The following is a 17081-nucleotide window of genomic DNA, read 5'->3' on the forward strand; positions in this document are numbered from 1 at the left end:
GTCCACCGAACCGGTGGACCACCGCCGCCGGTCGTCGCGACCGATCGGCCGGACACCCTCCCCGCGTTCGGTTACAGGGCGATCCACTCGGTGGAGGTGGTGACCTCCTTCAGGAGGTCGGGCAGGGGTTCGACGCCGAGGCCGGGGCCGGTGGGGACGGCGAGGTGGCCGTCGGCGAGGACGAACGGCTCGGTGATGTCGGTGGCGAAGTAGCGGTGGGAGCCGGAGGTGTCGCCGGGCAGGGTGAAGCCGGGGAGGGCGGCGAGGGCGACGTTGGCGGCCCGGCCGATGCCGGTCTCCAGCATGCCGCCGCACCAGACGGGTATGCCGTGGGCGCGCGCCAGGTCGTGGATGCGGCGGGCCTCCAGGTAACCGCCGACCCGGGCCGGCTTGATGTTGATGACGGAGCACGAGCCGAGCGAGATGGCGGCCGCGGCGTCCGCGGCCGATTCGATGGATTCGTCCAGGCAGATCGGGGTCCTCAGCAGACCGGCCAGCCGGGCGTGCTGCACGAGGTCGTCGTTGGCGAGCGGCTGCTCGATCAGGAGCAGGTCGAACGCGTCGAGTTCGGCGAGCTGCCGGGCGTCGACGAGGGTGTAGGCGGCGTTGGCGTCGACCTGCAGGAGGAGGTCGTCGCCGAAGCGCTCGCGGACCGCGCGGACCGGCTCGACGTCCCAGCCGGGTTCGATCTTCAGCTTGATCCGGGCGTAGCCCTCGGCGACGTAGCCGTCGACGGCGTCCAGGAGTTCGGGGATCGAGTCCATGATGCCGACCGAGACCCCGCAGGGGACCTTGTCGCGGGAGGCGCCGAGGTACTGGGCGAAGGACTCGCCCGATGCCCGGAGCTGCGCGTCCAGGACGGCGGTCTCCAGGGCCGACTTGGCCATCCGGTGGCCGGTGAAGGGCTCCAGCACCCGGCCGACGGTGTGGGCGTCGATGCCGTCCTTGGGCAGCGCGGGGACGAGGAACCGGCGCAGGACGTCCTGGACGCCGTCGACGTACTCGGAGCAGTAGCGCGGCTCGGACATCGCGGCGCACTCGGCCCAGCCCTCGCCGTCGGCGGTCTCGACGCGGACCAGCAGGACGTCGCGGCCGGTCTCGGTGCCGAAGGAGGTGCGGAACGGAGAAACGAGCGGCAGCTGGATCCGGCGGAGTTCGATCCCGGAGATCTTCATGACTGGTGGCTCCTGGCGAGGGTCGAGGTGGGGGTCGTGGTCAGGGTCGTCCGCGGGGCGGTGGCGCCGGTGCGTCGGACGAGGTACGAGCGCCGGTCGTGGAGGCCGGTGACCCGGGCACCGTCGGCGAGCAGCTCGCCCAGGGTGTGGCGAACGGCCAGCCGCCAGGCCCGGGCCGCGCCGGGGTCGGTGCGGCGCAGCGCCTCGATGTCCTCGGGGAGGTCGATGAGGACGCACTCGGCGTCGATCGGGCCGGTCTCGGGCCGGCCGTCGCGGTCGCGGACGGCGTGAGCGGTGCCGGGCGGCGCGGTGACGGGCGGGCAGGTGCCGGCGACGGTCGCGGTGACCGGCGGGGCGCTCAGGTCCCAGGTCGCCAGGACGCGGTCGGAGTCGTCGCCGCCGTTGATGGCGTCGTCCATGCGGCCGTAGAAGGACTCCAGGTACTCGGTGGGCCGGGCGCCGAGTTTGACGAGGTTGAAGTAAGCGTTGCGGCGGATCAGCGGGTCGTAGGTCCAGGTGATGCGCCGCAGTCCGCGCTCGAGTGCCCACCGGCGCTGGTGGAGCTTCAGCGCCAGGCCGATGCCGCGGCCGGGGGCGGCGCCGGTGATGTGGGAGTGCAGGGTGGTGCCGGGCGGGGTGGCGAGGAAGGCGATCGACGCCCCGACCAGGTGGCCGTCCCGGTACGCGCCGGCCACGTAGTTGCCGGCGTGTGCGAGGGCGCGCATCACCTCGACCGGGACGGGTGTGCCGCCGCTGTCGGTGCGCCAGATGTCGGCGTAGAGGCGCTTCACGTCCTCGAAGTCCTTGAGGTCGTGAAGTTCGCGTACCTGGAACGCGGTCATTGCAGGGCTCCGGTGAGGTGGGCCAGGAGGCGGGCGCGGTGCGGCATCTCGGCGGTGCGGACGTGTTCGTGGTCGGCGTGGGCGCCGTCGCCGACGGCTCCGAGGCCGTCGAGGGTGGGGCATCCGACGCCGGCGGTGTAGTTGCCGTCGGAGGCCCCGCCGACGGCGGCCTGCCGCAGGGGAGGGAGCCCGAGCGCGGTGGCCTGCTCGGCCGCCAGCGTGAACAGCGCGGCCGAGGCGGTGGCGTCCAGGGGCGGGCGGTTGGGGCCGCCCCGGAGGTCGAGGCGCGCGCCGGGCAGGTGGGGCCGGAGCGTGTGCACGAGGTGGTCGACCGTCTCCTGCGCCGCGGTGCTGGGGACCCGGACGTCGATGTTGAGGTCGGCCCGGGCCGGGACGGTGTTGTTCGTGGTGCCCGCGGACAGGAGGGTCGGGGTGACGGTGGTGCCGGGCCCGGTCCGCCCGACCACGGTGTCGGCGATGTCCTGCAGCGCGAGGACCTGGTGGGCGAGTTCGACGGCCGCGTTGACGCCCTTCTGCGGTTCGAGTCCGGAGTGCGCGGCGCGGCCGTGCACGGTGAGGTCGTAGATCGACACGCCCTTGCGGGCGGTCTTCAGCGCTCCGCCGTCGGCGGAGGGCTCGGCGACGAGGGCCGCGGAGCAGCGGCGGGCGGTCTCCTCGACGAGGGCGCGCGAGGTGGCGGAGCCGACCTCCTCGTCGCCGGTGACGAGCACGCAGATCCCGTCGAGCGTGGGGAGGGAGGCGAGGGCGTGGAACATCTGGACCAGGCCGGCCTTCATGTCGAAGACGCCGGGTCCGCGCGCGATGCCGTCCGCCACGGACCACGGATGGGTCCTGAGCGAGCCGACCGGCCAGACGGTGTCGTGGTGGCCGAGCAGGAGGACGCGGGGCGTTCCGAAGGTCCACTGGACGTGGGTGACGCCGCCGTTCACCAGCAGCCGGGCGGGGGCGCCGAGCAGGCGGGCCCCCTGGGCGGCGACGACCCGGGCGCTGCGGGCCACCGCCTGGTGGTCGGCGGAGTACGACTCGCAGGTCACGAGCTCTTCCAGGTCGGCGAGCATCGCGTCGAGCTCCGGCGCGAGGTATGCGGGCGGGGGCGCGGGCAGGGGCGGGGTTCCGAGGTCGGCCGGCACGGGAGGGTCCTCCTGGGGTGGGGTGACACCCACGCTAGGCAACGCCGACGGCCGCGCGTTCGTCGTCCCGTCACAACGTGGACGGCCCGTTCGTACGCGGGACCCAAGAGCCCGGACGCCGCGGTGCGCCGGCCACGGCGCCGGAGGCGGCAGCGCCCGGGCGCCCGGGCGGTCAGCCGGAGCCGGTGGCGCCCGCTCCTGAGGCGGGGTCCGCACCACCGCGCTGCGAGGGCATCAGGCGCAGTTGCAGCATCGCCGCGAACCGGGCGGCCGGGTCCTGTAGGTCCAGGCACCCCACCTCGGCCACCCGGCGGATCCGGTAGCGGAAGGTGTTGGGGTGGACGTACACGCTCGCCGAGGCGGCGATCACGTCGCCGAAGGCGTCAAGCCACGCCCGCAGTGTCTCGACGAGGTGGGCGTTGTGCTTGGCGTCGTAGGCCACCAACCGGGCCAGTGGCGCGGACAGTTCGTCGCCGTGGGTGGCGGCGAGGTCGCGCAGCTCCAGCAGCAGCGCGTCGGTGTTGACGTCCGTGATCGACGCGACCCCCGCGCCCGACCGCCGCTCGAACAGCACCCGCAGCGCGCGGTCGGCGTTCGTCCTGGACCGCGCCAGGGTGGTGGACTCCTCCGCCACCGACCCGATGCCGATGACCGCGCCCGTCCGGTTCCCGGTCCGCTCCAGGAAGTCCGAGGCCACCTGTACGGCACGCTCGCGCCGATGGGCCGCCTCACCCCGCACCGGGAACAGCGCGTAGGCCACGTCGCCCAGGAGGGCCACCGCCGAACGCGGCTGGACGGCGGTGAGGTGGATGGCCAGCGCGCCGGCCAGGCGCTGCCGCTCCGCCGTGACGTGGGCGTGGTCCTCACCCGGGCGGTGTGCCAGCCCCAGGGCCATGACGAGGGTCGGCTCGTTCGCCAGTCCCAGCCGGCCGAGCGCGTCGGGCGCGCCGGCCCCGCCCTCCAGCACGGTGGTGACCAGGTCGGTGCGCAGCCGGTTCTCGGCGTCGGCCCCGGCGCGGTGGCGCAGCATGTGCAGGGCGACGAGCTTCGCGGCGTCCTTGAACGCGGCCTCCCTGGCGGGGGTGAGCGGTTCGCGGACCGCGGCCCACACCGAGCCGAGCACCTCGTCGCCCGCCCGTACCGCGATCGCCACGCGCGGCAGTGCCGTCTCGCCCTCGCCGACCGCCGCCGGTGCGATCCGCACCGGGTCCTCGCTGCGGTAGATCTCCCGGAAGACGCCGCGGCTCTCCATGAGCCGCACGTACCGGTCGGGTACCTGGCGGGCCAGGATGGTGGCCACCCGGGCGGGGTCCGCTTCGTCCTGGCGGCCGGAGAAGGCCAGGATGCGCTGGCAGCGGTCCTCGATGGTGATAGGCGCGTCCAGCAGGGTGGCGACGGCGTTCGCCAGGGCGAACAGGTCGCCCGAGGGCACCCCTCCCAGGGTCTGCCCGCCGCTGTCCCCGATGTCGCCCTCGGCCAGCAGGGTGCGCAGCATCGCCGCCAACTGGGCCCAGGAGGCGCCGCGGGTCAGGGCGAGCAGGGGTATCCCGGTCTCGGACACCGCCCGCGCGAGTGCCTCGCCGTCCTCGACCGGCCCGCTCCCGACCGGCCCGTCCCCGACCGGCCCGCCCCCGACCGGCCCCCGTACGACCAGGGCCGCGACGCGGTGGGTCGCCAGTTCGTGCAGCAGCCGGACGATCTCCTCGGAGCCCCGGACGCCGGCCCCGAGCACGATGGCCCGCGGCGGGTACTGCTGCTCGTCGTACGGGTCGTGGATCCCCACGCCGCCGATCTCCGGGGCCAGGCCGACGTCGCCGTGCAGCAGGTCGAGCAGCGTGGGGCCGAGGTCCCGCAGTACCCGGCCCAGGCCGCCGGCGGAGTGCGTCGCCATGTGCCTGATCATCTCCGCAGGTTAGGGGCCTGACCGCGCCCCCGGCTCGGTACCCGCGGACAAGGCTAAGCCCCCGCGTTCGTCGCCCGGGACGAACGCGGGGGAGGGCTGTTCGACGGGTCCGGTGCCGGCACCGGCCCGACCGACGGTGTCAGCCCTTGCCGCCGGCCTTCAGGACCTCGGCCGCGGCCACGCCGGCCGCGCTGTTGCCGTGGCCGCCGCCCTCGACCTCGGCCGCCACCGCGAGGTCGTCGCGGTAGGCGATGAACCAGCTGTTGGTGCCCTTGCCGGCACCGGCCTCGACGGTGCCGGTCTTGGCGCCGATCCGCCCCGACAGTCCGGACATCGGTGCCCGCGCGGTGCCCTGGGTCGCGGTCTTCGCCATCATCGCCCGCAGGTCCCGCGCGACGCCCTCGGGAAGCCTGCCGGGGGCCGTCACCCGCTTCGCGTCCGGCACCAGGACGGGCTGGCGGAACGTTCCGCTCTGCACGGTGGCCGCGACCGAGGCCATCAGCAGCGAGTTCACCTGGATCTGGCCCTGGCCGATGAAGGTGGCGGCCGCCTCGTCCTTGCTCTTCGGCACCGGGATGGTGGCGTCCCTGCTCGGGATGCCGATGTGCCACTCCAGGCCGAGGCCGAACTGGTTGCGGGCGACTTCGGGCACCGTCCCGAGCTGCAGCTTCTCCAGGCCCTTGTCGATGAACCCGGTGTTGCAGGAGCGGGTGAAGTCGTCGGTCAGGGTGTAGCCGGGGAAGTCGCCGGGCTCGTCGTTGTGCCAGGCGCGCGGGGAGTTGGTGGTCTCCTTGCACGGCACCACGGTGTCCGGCCCGACCCCGGCCTGGAGCAGGGCGGCGGAGGTGATCACCTTCATCGTGGACCCCGGCGGCTGCCCGCCGCCGACCGCGCGGTTGAACCCGTCCGGCGAGGAGTAGGCGAGGGCGAGGATGTGGCCGGTGCTCGGCTGGACGGCGACCAGCGAGGCCGGCTTGCCGCCCGCGGCCTGCTTCTTCACCGCCTCCTCGGCCACCTGCTGGAGGCCGGCGTCCAGGGTGAGCCTGATCTCCGGCGCGTTCGCCGGGGTGAGCACGAACAGCTGCTCCGGTGCCTTCGCGCCGCCGTCGGAGATCACCACGGCCTGCCCGTCGACGGTGGAGCCGCCCTGGGCCGGGGCGATCTGGGGAAGCACGCTCCTGAGCGACGGGAACGCGTCGAGCGGCTTGCCGTTCCGGTCGACCGGCTTCGCCACCGGATCGGGCAGGAGCTTGATGCCGATCGTCTCGCCCGCGTCGAGATGCGGGTGGATCACGTGCGGCGACCAGCGCACCGCGACCCGCCCGTCGGCCGCCCGCAGCACCGTCAGCGCGCTGTCGTACTCCCAGGCCTCCGCGGTGCCCTCGAACTCCGCCTTCGCCCGGAAGCCCACCGCGGGCTCGCTCGGCGTCGCGGACGCCACCGGGCCGGTCCCGGCCAAGGTCAACGAGCGCGGCTTCACCGCGTCGCGGAACGCCGCCAGGGCGGTCCGCGCGGTCTCCTGGCGGTCGGTGAGCGCCGCCGCGGCCGTGACGTCCCCACGGCCCCAGGCCGCCAGGAAGTCCTTCGCCACCGCGTCGGCCTCCGCGGCCGTCGGCGCCGGCTGCGCCGACGCGGCCGCGGCCGGGGACTCCTGGTGGTCACCGGCCGCCGGGCCGTTGCCCGTCACGGCGTTCACCACGTTGTAGGCCCCGTACCCGCCGGCGGCCAGCAGCCCCACGACGGCTGCCGCCAGCGCGCCCTGCCAGACCCGGCGTGCGGCGGAGCGGCGCGGCGGTTCCTCGTCCTCGATGTCCTCGGCGTCGTCCGGGTACTCGGTGTGGCTGGGCGGGTTCCCGATGGCCTCGGGGTCCGACCCGTGGTCGTCGGCGTACGCGCCGGATTCCTCGTGTTCTGCTGGCACTGCGTTCCCCCCGTTGGTCCCCGGTCACGGGTCCGTTCCCCCGTCGTTCCGCTCCGCTTGGCCGCCGTGGCGGCCGGACGGCTCGGGCGGCGTCCAGCATAGGCGGGCCGGGCTCGGTGACCGGCGGCGGGGAGGCCTCCCTTCGTATGCGCAAGGGCGCCATCGGTGTCGCCAGAGGGCCCTCGGGGTGTCGCGGCCGATCGGTGGCGAGGCCTGTCCGCGGGTGGCGTCGCGGGGCCCGTGCGGCACCGGTCGCCGTCCAGCGGGTATCCCAGAAGGCTGGGATATCGGCCTTGGCGGCGTACGGACAAACTGGCGAGTGGCCGGCCACTGCGAAGGGGGCGTTCCGCGCAGGATCCGGCTTTCCCCGTACCGACGGCTTCCGGAGGCACTCTTGCTCGTATCCCTCAGGCGTACCCTGCTCGCGATCCTGCTCGCCCTCACCGGGCTGCTCCTGCTGCCGGGCGGCGCGTCCGCCGACACCCCGGCGTCGGTCCTGTTCAACCAGTACTCCCAGCGCTGCCCCGACGCGAGGTCGGGGATCCAGGACATGCACCCCTGCGCGCCGTCCGACAACCCCGGCATGTGGGTGATCAAGCGCGTCGCGGGCTACCCCGAGCGGTTCACCGTCACCACCAGCAGCCCGGACGGCGTCCTCTGTCTGACGGCCGACGACCTGCCGATGACCACCGGCTGCGTGGCGGGCTACACCAAGCAGCAGTGGGAGATCACCCCGTTCGAGGCCGAGCCGGCCCTGTACGACCTGGTCGGCGTGCGGCTGAAGAACGTCGCCACCTCGACCTGCCTGGACAACTCGCGCAAGACCTTCGGCGGTTGGAAGCTGGTCCTGAGGGGCTGTGACGGCGGCAGCTACCAGCAGTGGGACGTCTACCGCAGCACCTACGACGCGGTCTTCCACGCTCCTCCGGGCCAGCACAAGGGCATGACCTGGGGCACTCTGGAGCAGCGCGCCGACAACGTGGTGCACGTCGGCTTCGACAACCTGACCAACAGCGACCCGTACAACGGTGACACCGCGGCGAACGCCGTGCTGCCGGTGCTCTGCATCAGGCAGGACGGCCGCCCCGCTCCGGCGGGCGTCCCCACCAGCGGCTTCCACAGCTGGGCCGGCGGCGAGGTGAAGGTCACCCCGGCGCTGCCCGGCTACGAGCTGACCAGCCGCGCCGTCGCCGACCAGAAGTGCGCGACCGCCTTCGGCGCCGGCTTTCGGATGGCCGAGTTCCACGACGGCACCGGCTGGGGTCTGTGGGCCAACGGCACCCTGCCCGCCAACACCCGCTTCTGGACCGCCATCAGCGGCCAGTCGGCCAACCCCTGGGACTGACCCACCGGCCCCCGAGGGCGGGCGCCGACGACGGCGCCCGCCCTCCGGGGCGCCGCCGTTCCCGGCCCGCCGGGGAGATGTTCATGTCGGTGCCCGAAGAGGGACCCCGAGGCGATCTGGATCACTCTCGCCAAGAAGGAGATCTACGACACCGTCACCTGGTAGCACACCCGCCCCCCGGCAGGTCGTCACGCCGGAAGCTGCCGAGCACCTCGGCGAGGCAGGCCCCACTCCGCTCGGGCCGCCACTGCCGGGCGGCCGGATCGCGCGGACAAGCCGTGCGCCGACGGCGCGGCGCGTGCCAGGATCTCGGCATGTCTGGTCGTGCGTTGAGTTTCGGGGCAGTGGCGCAAGCCTACGAACGGTTCCGCCCGGGGTACCCCGAGGAACTCCTCGACCTGGTGGCGGCCTACGCGGGCCGGCCGGTGCGGACCGCCCTGGAGATCGGCGCCGGGACGGGCAAGGCAACCCGCCTCTTCGCCCGGCCGGGCGTGACGGTCACCGCCACGGAGCCCGACGAGGGCATGCTCGCCGAGCTGCGCAAGCACGTGCCGGCCGGTGTCCGGACGGTGCGGGCCGCGTTCGAGGACGTGCGGCCGGGGGAGCGCTACGGACTGGTCTACGCCGCGGCGGCGCTGCACTGGACGAGGCCGGAGGGCCGGTGGTCGCACATGGCCGCGCTGCTGGAGCCGGGCGGCGTGTTCGCCTCGTTCGGCGGGCCCACCGAGCTCGTCGACCCGGCGGTGGAGGAAGCCGTGCGCGCCGCGCGGGCGCCGTTCCTGGACCGCGACGACGTACCGCCCCCGGACGAGGAGCCGGACATGCGGTGGCCGGGTACGGAGCTGCGGCGGTCCGCATGGTTCACCGACGTCCGACAGTCGGTGATCGAACGGCGCCTGAGCATGAGCGCGGGCGACTACGTGGGCCTGCTGTCGACGATCTCGGCGTACCTCGTGCTGGCGCCGGGGGACCGGGAGCTGTTGTTCGGCCGGCTGCTGCGGGTGCTGCCCGGGACGGTCGAGATCGCCGCCGACATCACCGTCCATCTCGCACGCCGGTGCCACGAGCAGTGATTCCGGGGGCATGATCACCTGCGGGTGGGGGCCGTGGGCGCGTGGGCACCCCGCCTTCTCGGAGAAACAGCCGCTCTCGCTAGCCTTGCCCACCGGGTGCCGGCGCGACGAGCCGGCCGCCCGGCTCCGCCCGTCTCCCAGGAGGACCCCCATGTTCAAGGTCAACGAGTACTTCGACGGCACGGTCAAGTCGATCGCCTTCACCACGGAGGACGGTCCCGCGACGATCGGCGTCATGGCCCCCGGGGAGTACGAGTTCGGCACCGCCGCCCGCGAGGTCATGCACGTGGTCAACGGCGCGCTGACCGTCAGGCTGCCCGGCGCCGAGGGCTGGGAGACCTTCCGGACCGGCGAGCGCTTCGACGTCCCGGCGGACAGCAAGTTCCAGCTCAAGGTCGAAGCCGACACGGCCTACCTCTGCGAGTACCGCGACTGACACCGCCCCGGACCACCCGTTCCGGAGGAGCGGCAACGGCGGTCCCTCCCCCGGGGGCGCCGCCGTTGCCGCACGATTTCCTCGCGACGGCGAATATGACGGCCACGCGCCGATTTCTGTGGCTGGCGTAAAGATTGTCATCCTATTGGCCAATTCGGGTTACCGGCGCCATGGCGGTCGCAGATCGGTGACTATGATCCACTTCTTGTGACGAACAGTCAGAGCGATATAACAGCAGTGCAGTCGGCCGATGTCGTGATCCTCGGGGCGGGCCCGGCCGGTCTCCTGCTGGCCAACCTGCTCCAGCGCGGCGGGATCGACTGCGTGGTCCTGGAACGCACCGACCGCACCCGCGTACAGACCCGGGCGCGCGCGGGCTTCCTCGCACCCAACACCCTGCGGATCCTGGACCGCCACGGCCTGGCCGAAGGCCTGCACCGCAATGGCAAGCAGCACGGCGCCTGCGAATTCCGCACCGCCGAAGGCCGCTTCCGCCTGGACTACGGCAACCTCGGCCGACGCGAACCGCACACCGTCTACCCCCAGCAGTACCTGGTCACCGACCTGCTGACGTCCTTCCTGGAGGCAGGCGGGCGGGTGCACTTCGAGACCGAGGCGCTCGCCGTGCACGACACGGGCACCACCCGCCCCACCGTCGCCGTACGGGAGGCGGACGGCCGTCTCGCCCGGTGGCAGGCCAGGTACGTGGCCGGCTGCGACGGCCGGCACGGCGCGGCCCGGCGCTCCCTGCCGCCCGGCACCGTACGCCACCACCGGGACCACGGGATCTCCTGGCTCGGCCTGCTCGCCGAGGCGCCGCCGAGCCTGGACGCCGTGGGCTACGCCGTCCACGACCACGGCTTCGCCGGGCACATGGCCCGCACCTCGGAGGTCACCCGCTACTACCTGCAGTGCGAGCGCGGCACCGCGACCGGAGACTGGTCCGACGGGCGGATTTGGGACGAACTCGAAACGCGGATGTACGCCGCCGAGCACGGACCACTGCACCGCGGCCGGATCCTCGGACGCGGGGTCGTCGACTTCGAGTCCGACGTCATCGAACCGCTGCGCCACGGATCGCTCCTGCTGGCCGGGGACGCCGCGAGCCTGATCAGCCCGTCCGCCGCCAAGGGCGCCAACCTGGCCGTCCTGGAAGCGGAACTCCTTGCCCGGGCCCTGATCGCCGACCTCGCGCACGGCGACTCCCAGGCGCTGGACCGGTACTCGCGGCAGGCCCTGGAGCACATCTGGCGGGCGCAGGAGTTCTCGCTCTGGATGATCCGGCTGCTCCACCGCGAGCCCGCCGCTCCCATAGGCGAATCGTTCTTCCACGAATCCTTGCGCCGCTCGCGCCTCGAATCCCTGCGCACCTCGCGCTCCCACCAGGACTGGTTCGCCGAGAGCTACACCGGCGTCTGAGCCCTCCCGCTCCACCCCGCTCCGCCCGGCCCCGCTCCGGCCGACCCCGCTCCGCCCGGCCCCGCTCCGGCCGACCCCGCTCCGCCCGGCCCCGCTCCGGCCGACCCCGCTCCGCCCGACCTCGTTGTGCCCGGCCCCGCCGCGCCCGCCCCGCTCCGCCCGGCCCCGAGCCGGCCGGAGGCTGTCGGCTGCCCGCTGCCCGCCGGACTCCCGAACACCCGGACAAGGAACCGCACCATGCCGACCACGATGACGCCCCCGGACGCCGACGATGTCACCCGCCTCCTCGCGGCGGCCACCTTCGTCCGGGAACACGACAGCACCACGCTGCTCCGCCTCCTGCTGCCCGGCCTCCCCGGCCCGCGGCTGCGGGCACTGGCGGACCACTGCCGCTTCGCCCATGCCGCGGTCCTGGTCTTCCCGTCCGACCAGGACGCCCTGCACGATCAACTGGCCGCCTGCGACCTGACCGTGGACGTACCGTCGACGCCCAGCACCGTGGTCCGCGAGCGGCTCGCGCTGCGGCACGGCCACGACCCGGCGGGCCTGGACGTCGCCATCCTGCGGCCACCGCTGCGCGGCCCGCTCGGTGAGCGCCGGGTGGTCGAGGTGTTCGCGCTGACCGTCCCGCCGGGCTCCGGCCTGGCCGCGCTCGCCGCGCACGAGCGGGTCGCCCAGCACGAGGCACACCTCGCCTTCGAGGTCGAGTCCGCGGACCCACTGGTGCTGGACGGCCTGTGCGCGCTGCTCGCCCGGCACGGCGCGAGCCCCGACGGCGGCGGCTACAACCCGCACGAGGACGGCACCGTCCTGTACTTCACCGCCCCGGCCGGGTCGCGGACCGGGTACCGGCGGCTGGAACTCCACGTGGCGGGCGCCCACCCGGACACCCTGGCCGCGCACCTGGGCCGGTACCCCGCCGGGCCGGACGAGGACCGGGGGCAGGACCGCCCGGACGGGCCCGCCGATCCGCACCGGGAAGCGGAAGCGCTGCTGCACCTGCTCACCGGGGCCTGGACGACCCAGGCCCTCGCGGTGTTCGCCCGGCTGGGGCTGCCCGACGCCCTGGACACCCGCACGGGAGCCGGCGCCGAGGCACTGGCGGACCGGATCGGCGCTCACCCGCAGAGCCTCGCGACCCTCCTGCGCTACCTGGTGATGCTGGACGTGGTCGCGCAGCACCCGGACGGCTTCCGGCTCACCGGCACCGGGGCGCTCCTGAGGGCGGACGCCCCGGGGTCGATGCGGCCGCTGGCACTGATGTACGGCGGCCCGTTCTACCACTCCTTCGCGGAACTGGAGCACACCGTGCGGACCGGCGAGGCCGCCTTCGACCACCTCTTCGGCGAGAACCACTTCGACCACTTCGCCCGCGACCCCGAACTCGCCGAGCAGTTCGACCGCTCGATGGTCGCGAGTACCCGGATGTTCGAGCCGGTCCCCGCACATCCGGCGATCCTGGCCGCAGGCCGGGCCTCCGTTCCCGGTACCGTCGTCGACATCGCCGGCGGGACGGGCGAGCTGCTCGGACGCGTCCTGGCCGCCAACCCCCGACTGCGCGGCGTCCTGCTGGAACGCCCGCACGTCGTCGCCGCCGCCCGCGGGCAGCTGGACGCGGCGGGCTGCGGCGAGCGGTGCACGTACGTCACGGGCGACTTCGCGGACGTGCCGCCGGGCGCGGACGTGTACCTGCTCTCCCGGGTCCTGCACGACTGGAACGACGAGCGCTGCCGGGACATCCTGCGCCACGTGTCCCGGGCCATGCCCGCGCACGCCGGCCTGCTCATCGTCGAGCGGGTCCTGCCGGCCGACGGTTCGACCTCGCTGGCCACCGCGTGGGACCTCCACATGATGTGCAACACCGGCGGCCGCGAACGCCGCGCCGACCACTTCGCCCGGCTGCTGGCCGACGCGGGCCTCGAACTCGTCGACGACTCGCCGCTGCCGCTCGGTGGCACCCTGCTGCACGCGCGCAAGGCCGGGGTGCCGGCCCCGCGCGGTCTGACGGCCGGGTGACGGTCGCGGCGGGGTGATGGCGACCGGTGATCGGGCCCTGCTGACGGTCCTGGGTGACGAGGGCCTCGACCTCGCCACCCTGCGTCTGACGTCGCCCGTCACGCTCCGCCGGCTGGGCGAGCTGCTCGGACTGGTGCCCGCGGTCCGAAGCACGTCCGAGGGTGCTGGAACACGGCCGTTCCCGCAGGCGGCGGTGTTCGGGCCGTGTTCCGGCACCCCGGAGGCCGGACCTCCCGTACCGACTGCCGGTCCGGCCGGCGTGGACGCCGCGACCGGTCCGGCCGGGACGGCGGCCTGTTCGCGGCCTACGCCCCGCTGATGGAGAACCCCGGGCGGTGCGGCGTGCGGGGGCTCAGTGCGCTTCGCGGGGGTGCCCGGCGACGCGGCGGGCACCGGCGGTGATCCTCTTGAGGAGCAGGCTCGGGATGGGCGTGCTCAGGGGCCGGTACGCGGCCGGTGAACCGGTGGCGACGGGGCGAAGCGTCGAGGGGACGGCGGGGACGGACCGCGTGGCGGCGGGGCCGGCGCCGGTGAGTGTCTGCCGGTTGCGCACGTGCTGCTCCAGGTGGCATTGAGGCGATGGTGATGTCGGCGGCCGCGGGCGTCGACGTCGAGGGTCGGCGTCGAGCCGTACGGCCTGCGGATGCTCGGTACCGCGCAGTGCGGAAGCAGGTGGGTGAGCGTCGCCCCGACGCGGTCTGCGCTGTTTCCGCGGACGGCGGCGAAATGCTCCCTGCGCGTTTTCTACCCGCTCCGCATGCGCGGCGTCCAGGGGTTGCCCGGAGTTCCGTGTGTTCGTCCGAACGCTCGTACCGGCTCCGTGGCGGGTGCTCCACGGAGGGCCACCGCTGGGACTCCGCCGGACCGTGTGTGCCGCCCCGCGGCCTCAGCCGGCCGGGCCGAGGAAGGACGCCCGGCCCGCCGGCCGGGGCCCGGCCGACACCGAGCGTGGGGAGCTTGCGGAGGGTGGAGCGGTCCTGGACCTCCAGCGTCCGCCGAACCGTCCGCCGGGTCGACCGGACTTCCGGCCGCGCCGGGGGTCGACGCGCTCGGGTGAAGGTCCGGTGGCGAGGCCTGGAGGCCTCGCCACCGGTGCCGTGCCCGGGAGCGCTCCGAGCCGATGTCCCTCCCGCCCGGACCTGCTGACGTCACGTCAGTTCCCGTCGGTCCCAGGACCAAGGTCCTGGCCGGGACCGCTCGCCCGGAGCCTGCTCCCACCTGCGGTTCGTCCTGGCTGCGGACGAACTCCGCTGTCCCTGAATGGTCTTCTTGAGCAAGCCGGGAACCACCGGTGCCATCGATCAGGAGAGGTCCTTCCATGAACGAGTACGTCCCGCAGAGCCGGAGCCGCCACGGTCGGCGCTGGGTGGCGACCACGGTGGCCGCGGGTGTGGTGGCGGCCGGGGTGCTGGCGCCGACCGTGGCGTTCGCGGGCGGCCGGCCCGACAGCGTCCAGTCGAGCCTGAACGCCCTGGTGAAGGATGACGGAGTACCCGCCGCGCTGGCCGCCGTGAAGGGCCGCGACGGCCGCACCCGCAACTACACCGCGGGGGTCGGCGACCTCGCCACCGGGGCCAAGGTCCCCGTGGACGGCCAGGTACGGATCGGCAGCAACACCAAGACCTTCACCGCCGTCGTCGTCCTCCAGCTCGTCGCGGAGGGGAAGGTCGGCCTGGACTCCCCGGTGGAGAGCTACCTGCCGGGCCTGGTGCGCGGGGACGGCATCGACGGGCGTCACATCACCGTTCGCCAGCTGCTCCAGCACACCAGCGGCCTGCCCGAGTACGTGGACAAGGACGCCATCCTCACCGACCCGACGCGGTACTACGAGCCGCGTGAACTCCTCGACGCGGCGCTGGGCCAGAAGGCCCACTTCGCCCCGGGGACGAGCTGGGAGTACAACAACACCAACTACCTGCTGGCCGGTCTGATCATCCAGAAGGTCACCGGGCGGCCGCTCGGTGAGGAGATCGGGCGGCGCATCGTCGACCGGATCGGCCTGCGGCACACCTACGTCCCCGCTCCGGGGGACATGGGCATCCGCGAGGCCCACCCCAAGGGCTACCACCGCGGTGCGGACGGCTCGCTCCGCGACTACACCGAGCTGGACCCGTCCTGGGGCTGGGCGGCGGGCGCCGCCGTCTCCACCCCGAGCGACGTCACCCGCTTCTTCACCGCGCTCCTCGGCGGCCGCCTGCTGCCCCCGGCGCAGCTCGCCCAGATGCGGACCACGGTGGCCGCCGACGCGGTCGCTCCGGGCGCCCGCTACGGACTGGGCCTGGTGAGCCGGCCGCTGTCGTGCGGCGGCGTGGCCTGGGGCCATGGCGGGACCATCCCGGGCTACGACACCGCCGGAGGAGCCACCGACGACGGCCGGGCCGTCAGCCTCGCGGTGACCATGATCCCGGGCGGCGAGACCGGGCAGCACGTGGAAGCCGCGGTGGACGCGGCGCTGTGCCGCTGACCCTCCCCGGCCGGACCGGAGCGTCCGTACCGGCATGTCCGGCATGTCCGGCATGACCGGCGGGTGCCGCGCGCCACGGCGTGCGGCACCCGCGCCCCGTCGGCCACCTGATCGGTCCCCCATCAGTTCCCCCAGCATTCCCAGCAGAGGAGTTCCATCGTGAGCGAGTACGTCCCGCAGAGCCGGACCCGCCGCGGCCGGCACCGGGCGGTGGCGGTCGTGATCGCCCTGGCCGCGGGTGCCGTGGTGGCCGGAGCGCTGGCGCCGACCGTGGCGTTCGCGGGCGGCCGGCCCGACAGTGTCCAGTCGAGTCTGACCGCCCTGGTGAAGGAGGACGGGCTGCCGGCCGCGCTGGCCGCCGTGAAGGGTCGCGACGGCCGTACCCGCGACTACACCGCGGGGGTCGGCGACCTCGCCACCGGGGCCAAGGTCCCCGTGGACGGCCAGATCCGGGCCGGCAGCAACACCAAGACCTTCACCGCCGTGGTCGTCCTCCAGCTCGTCGCGGAGGGGAAGGTGGGCCTCGACGCGTCCGTCGACACCTACCTTCCGGGCCTGCTGCGCGGCGACGGCATCGACGGGCGCGCCATCACCGTCCGCCAGCTGCTCCAGCACACCAGCGGCCTGCCCGACTACATGGACGCGCCCGCCCTCGCGGACTTCACCACCGTGCAGTACCGCTACTTCGAGCCCCGCGAGCTGCTCGACGGCGCCCTCGTCCAGAAGGCCCGCTTCCCCGCCGGCAGCAGCTGGGAGTACAGCAACACCAACTACCTGGTCGCCGGGCTCCTCGTCCAGAAGGTCACCGGACGGCCCGTCGGCGAGGTGATCACCAAGCGCGTCATCGACCGCGTCGGCCTGCGGCACACCTACTTCCCCGCCCCGGGCGACACCGCCGTCCACGAGGCCCACCCGCACGGCTACTTCCGCGGCTCGCCGGACGCGCCGCTGGTCGACTACACCGAGATGGACGCCTCGATGGCGTGGGCGGCCGGGGGGATCGTCTCCACCAACACCGACCTCAACGCGTTCTTCGCCGCGCTGCTCGGCGGCCGTCTCCTGCCGCCGGCCCAGCTCGCCGAGATGCGGACCACCGTGCCCGCCGAACTGCTGGGCCCGGGGGTCCGTTACGGACTGGGGCTGCAGAGCAAGCCGCTCTCCTGCGGCGGCCTCGCCTGGGGCCACGGCGGCACCTCTCCCGGCTACCGGACCAGGGGCGGGGTGACCGACGACGGGCGGGCCGCCACCATCACCGTCACCGCCGTCCCGGGCGCGACCGGCGCGCAGCACATGGCGGAGGCCCTGGACGCGGCCCTCTGCCGCTGACCCGCCCCGC

The 17081-nt window shown here is 74.0% G+C and carries 13 protein-coding genes; 8 read left to right on the forward strand and 5 right to left on the reverse strand.

The genetic code is table 11. From position 1 onward, the window contains the following. Positions 1–71 precede the first annotated feature (71 nt). The 5 genes from menC to ABZ497_RS32160 form a co-directional block, all read right to left on the reverse strand. Entirely contained in the window at positions 72–1175 is a 1104-nt protein-coding gene (menC, locus tag ABZ497_RS32140; RefSeq protein ID WP_359810495.1) for an o-succinylbenzoate synthase, read from the reverse strand. Continuing rightward, positions 1172–2017, reverse strand: a complete 846-nt coding sequence (locus ABZ497_RS32145; protein ID WP_359810498.1) for a GNAT family N-acetyltransferase — start codon at positions 2015–2017, stop codon at positions 1172–1174. Before ABZ497_RS32145 ends, menC begins: the two co-directional genes overlap by 4 nt. Next, positions 2014–3096, reverse strand: a complete 1083-nt coding sequence (locus tag ABZ497_RS32150; protein WP_359810558.1) for a M20 family metallopeptidase — start codon at positions 3094–3096, stop codon at positions 2014–2016. The genes ABZ497_RS32145 and ABZ497_RS32150 overlap by 4 nt, the downstream gene beginning before the upstream one ends. Before the next feature lie 244 nt (positions 3097–3340). Beyond that, positions 3341–5059 carry a helix-turn-helix domain-containing protein gene (locus tag ABZ497_RS32155; protein ID WP_359810501.1) on the reverse strand — a complete coding sequence of 573 codons (1719 nt, stop codon included), beginning with the start codon at positions 5057–5059 and terminating at the stop codon, positions 3341–3343. A 151-nt stretch (positions 5060–5210) separates the two neighbouring features. Beyond that, a complete protein-coding gene (locus ABZ497_RS32160) occupies positions 5211–6992 on the reverse strand; it encodes a penicillin-binding transpeptidase domain-containing protein (protein ID WP_359810504.1) in 1782 nt (593 codons plus the stop codon). Positions 6993–7386: 394 nt separating this feature from the next. Here ABZ497_RS32160 and ABZ497_RS32165 point away from each other — a divergent pair, with 394 nt between their 5' ends. The 8 genes from ABZ497_RS32165 to ABZ497_RS32200 all read left to right on the forward strand — a co-directional run bounded on the left by ABZ497_RS32165 (position 7387) and on the right by ABZ497_RS32200 (position 17071). Further along, a complete protein-coding gene (locus tag ABZ497_RS32165) occupies positions 7387–8337 on the forward strand; it encodes a hypothetical protein (RefSeq protein WP_359810507.1) in 951 nt (316 codons plus the stop codon). 344 nt (positions 8338–8681) lie between these two features. Next, the gene (locus ABZ497_RS32170) at positions 8682–9410 is read left to right on the forward strand and encodes a class I SAM-dependent methyltransferase (protein WP_359810510.1); all 729 of its coding nucleotides are present in this window, start codon (positions 8682–8684) and stop codon (positions 9408–9410) included. Between the two features lie 151 nt (positions 9411–9561). Further along, entirely contained in the window at positions 9562–9846 is a 285-nt protein-coding gene (locus ABZ497_RS32175) for a pyrimidine/purine nucleoside phosphorylase (RefSeq protein ID WP_359810513.1), read from the forward strand. Positions 9847–10083: 237 nt separating this feature from the next. Next, positions 10084–11265 (forward strand): 4-hydroxybenzoate 3-monooxygenase, encoded by a 1182-nt coding sequence (locus ABZ497_RS32180; protein ID WP_359810515.1) that lies wholly within the window; start codon positions 10084–10086, stop codon positions 11263–11265. Positions 11266–11502: 237 nt separating this feature from the next. Further along, positions 11503–13281 carry a methyltransferase gene (locus tag ABZ497_RS32185; RefSeq protein WP_359810518.1) on the forward strand — a complete coding sequence of 593 codons (1779 nt, stop codon included), beginning with the start codon at positions 11503–11505 and terminating at the stop codon, positions 13279–13281. Between the two features lie 16 nt (positions 13282–13297). Next, positions 13298–13600 carry a hypothetical protein gene (locus ABZ497_RS32190; RefSeq protein WP_359810520.1) on the forward strand — a complete coding sequence of 101 codons (303 nt, stop codon included), beginning with the start codon at positions 13298–13300 and terminating at the stop codon, positions 13598–13600. A 999-nt stretch (positions 13601–14599) separates the two neighbouring features. Beyond that, on the forward strand, positions 14600–15745 hold the full coding sequence (locus ABZ497_RS32195; protein WP_359810523.1) for a serine hydrolase domain-containing protein: 1146 nt from the start codon (positions 14600–14602) through the stop codon (positions 15743–15745). Positions 15746–15955: 210 nt separating this feature from the next. Continuing rightward, positions 15956–17071, forward strand: coding sequence for a serine hydrolase domain-containing protein (locus ABZ497_RS32200; RefSeq protein ID WP_359810561.1), 1116 nt, complete (start codon positions 15956–15958; stop codon positions 17069–17071). Positions 17072–17081 lie beyond the last annotated feature (10 nt).

It is taken from the genome of Kitasatospora sp. NPDC005751 (assembly GCF_040630835.1).
GTDB lineage: Bacteria > Actinomycetota > Actinomycetes > Streptomycetales > Streptomycetaceae > Kitasatospora.

Excerpts from the sequence above, each read along its gene's own strand:
- ABZ497_RS32190 (WP_359810520.1), top strand. The coding sequence starts at position 13,298 with ATGGCGACCGGTGATCGGGCCCTGCTGACGGTCCTGGGTGACGAGGGC.
- ABZ497_RS32150 (WP_359810558.1), bottom strand. The coding sequence starts at position 3,096 with ATGCTCGCCGACCTGGAAGAGCTCGTGACCTGCGAGTCGTACTCCGCC.
- menC (WP_359810495.1), bottom strand. The coding sequence starts at position 1,175 with ATGAAGATCTCCGGGATCGAACTCCGCCGGATCCAGCTGCCGCTCGTT.
- ABZ497_RS32175 (WP_359810513.1), top strand. The coding sequence starts at position 9,562 with ATGTTCAAGGTCAACGAGTACTTCGACGGCACGGTCAAGTCGATCGCC.
- ABZ497_RS32145 (WP_359810498.1), bottom strand. The coding sequence starts at position 2,017 with ATGACCGCGTTCCAGGTACGCGAACTTCACGACCTCAAGGACTTCGAG.
- ABZ497_RS32185 (WP_359810518.1), top strand. The coding sequence starts at position 11,503 with ATGCCGACCACGATGACGCCCCCGGACGCCGACGATGTCACCCGCCTC.
- ABZ497_RS32155 (WP_359810501.1), bottom strand. The coding sequence starts at position 5,059 with ATGGCGACGCACTCCGCCGGCGGCCTGGGCCGGGTACTGCGGGACCTC.
- ABZ497_RS32195 (WP_359810523.1), top strand. The coding sequence starts at position 14,600 with ATGAACGAGTACGTCCCGCAGAGCCGGAGCCGCCACGGTCGGCGCTGG.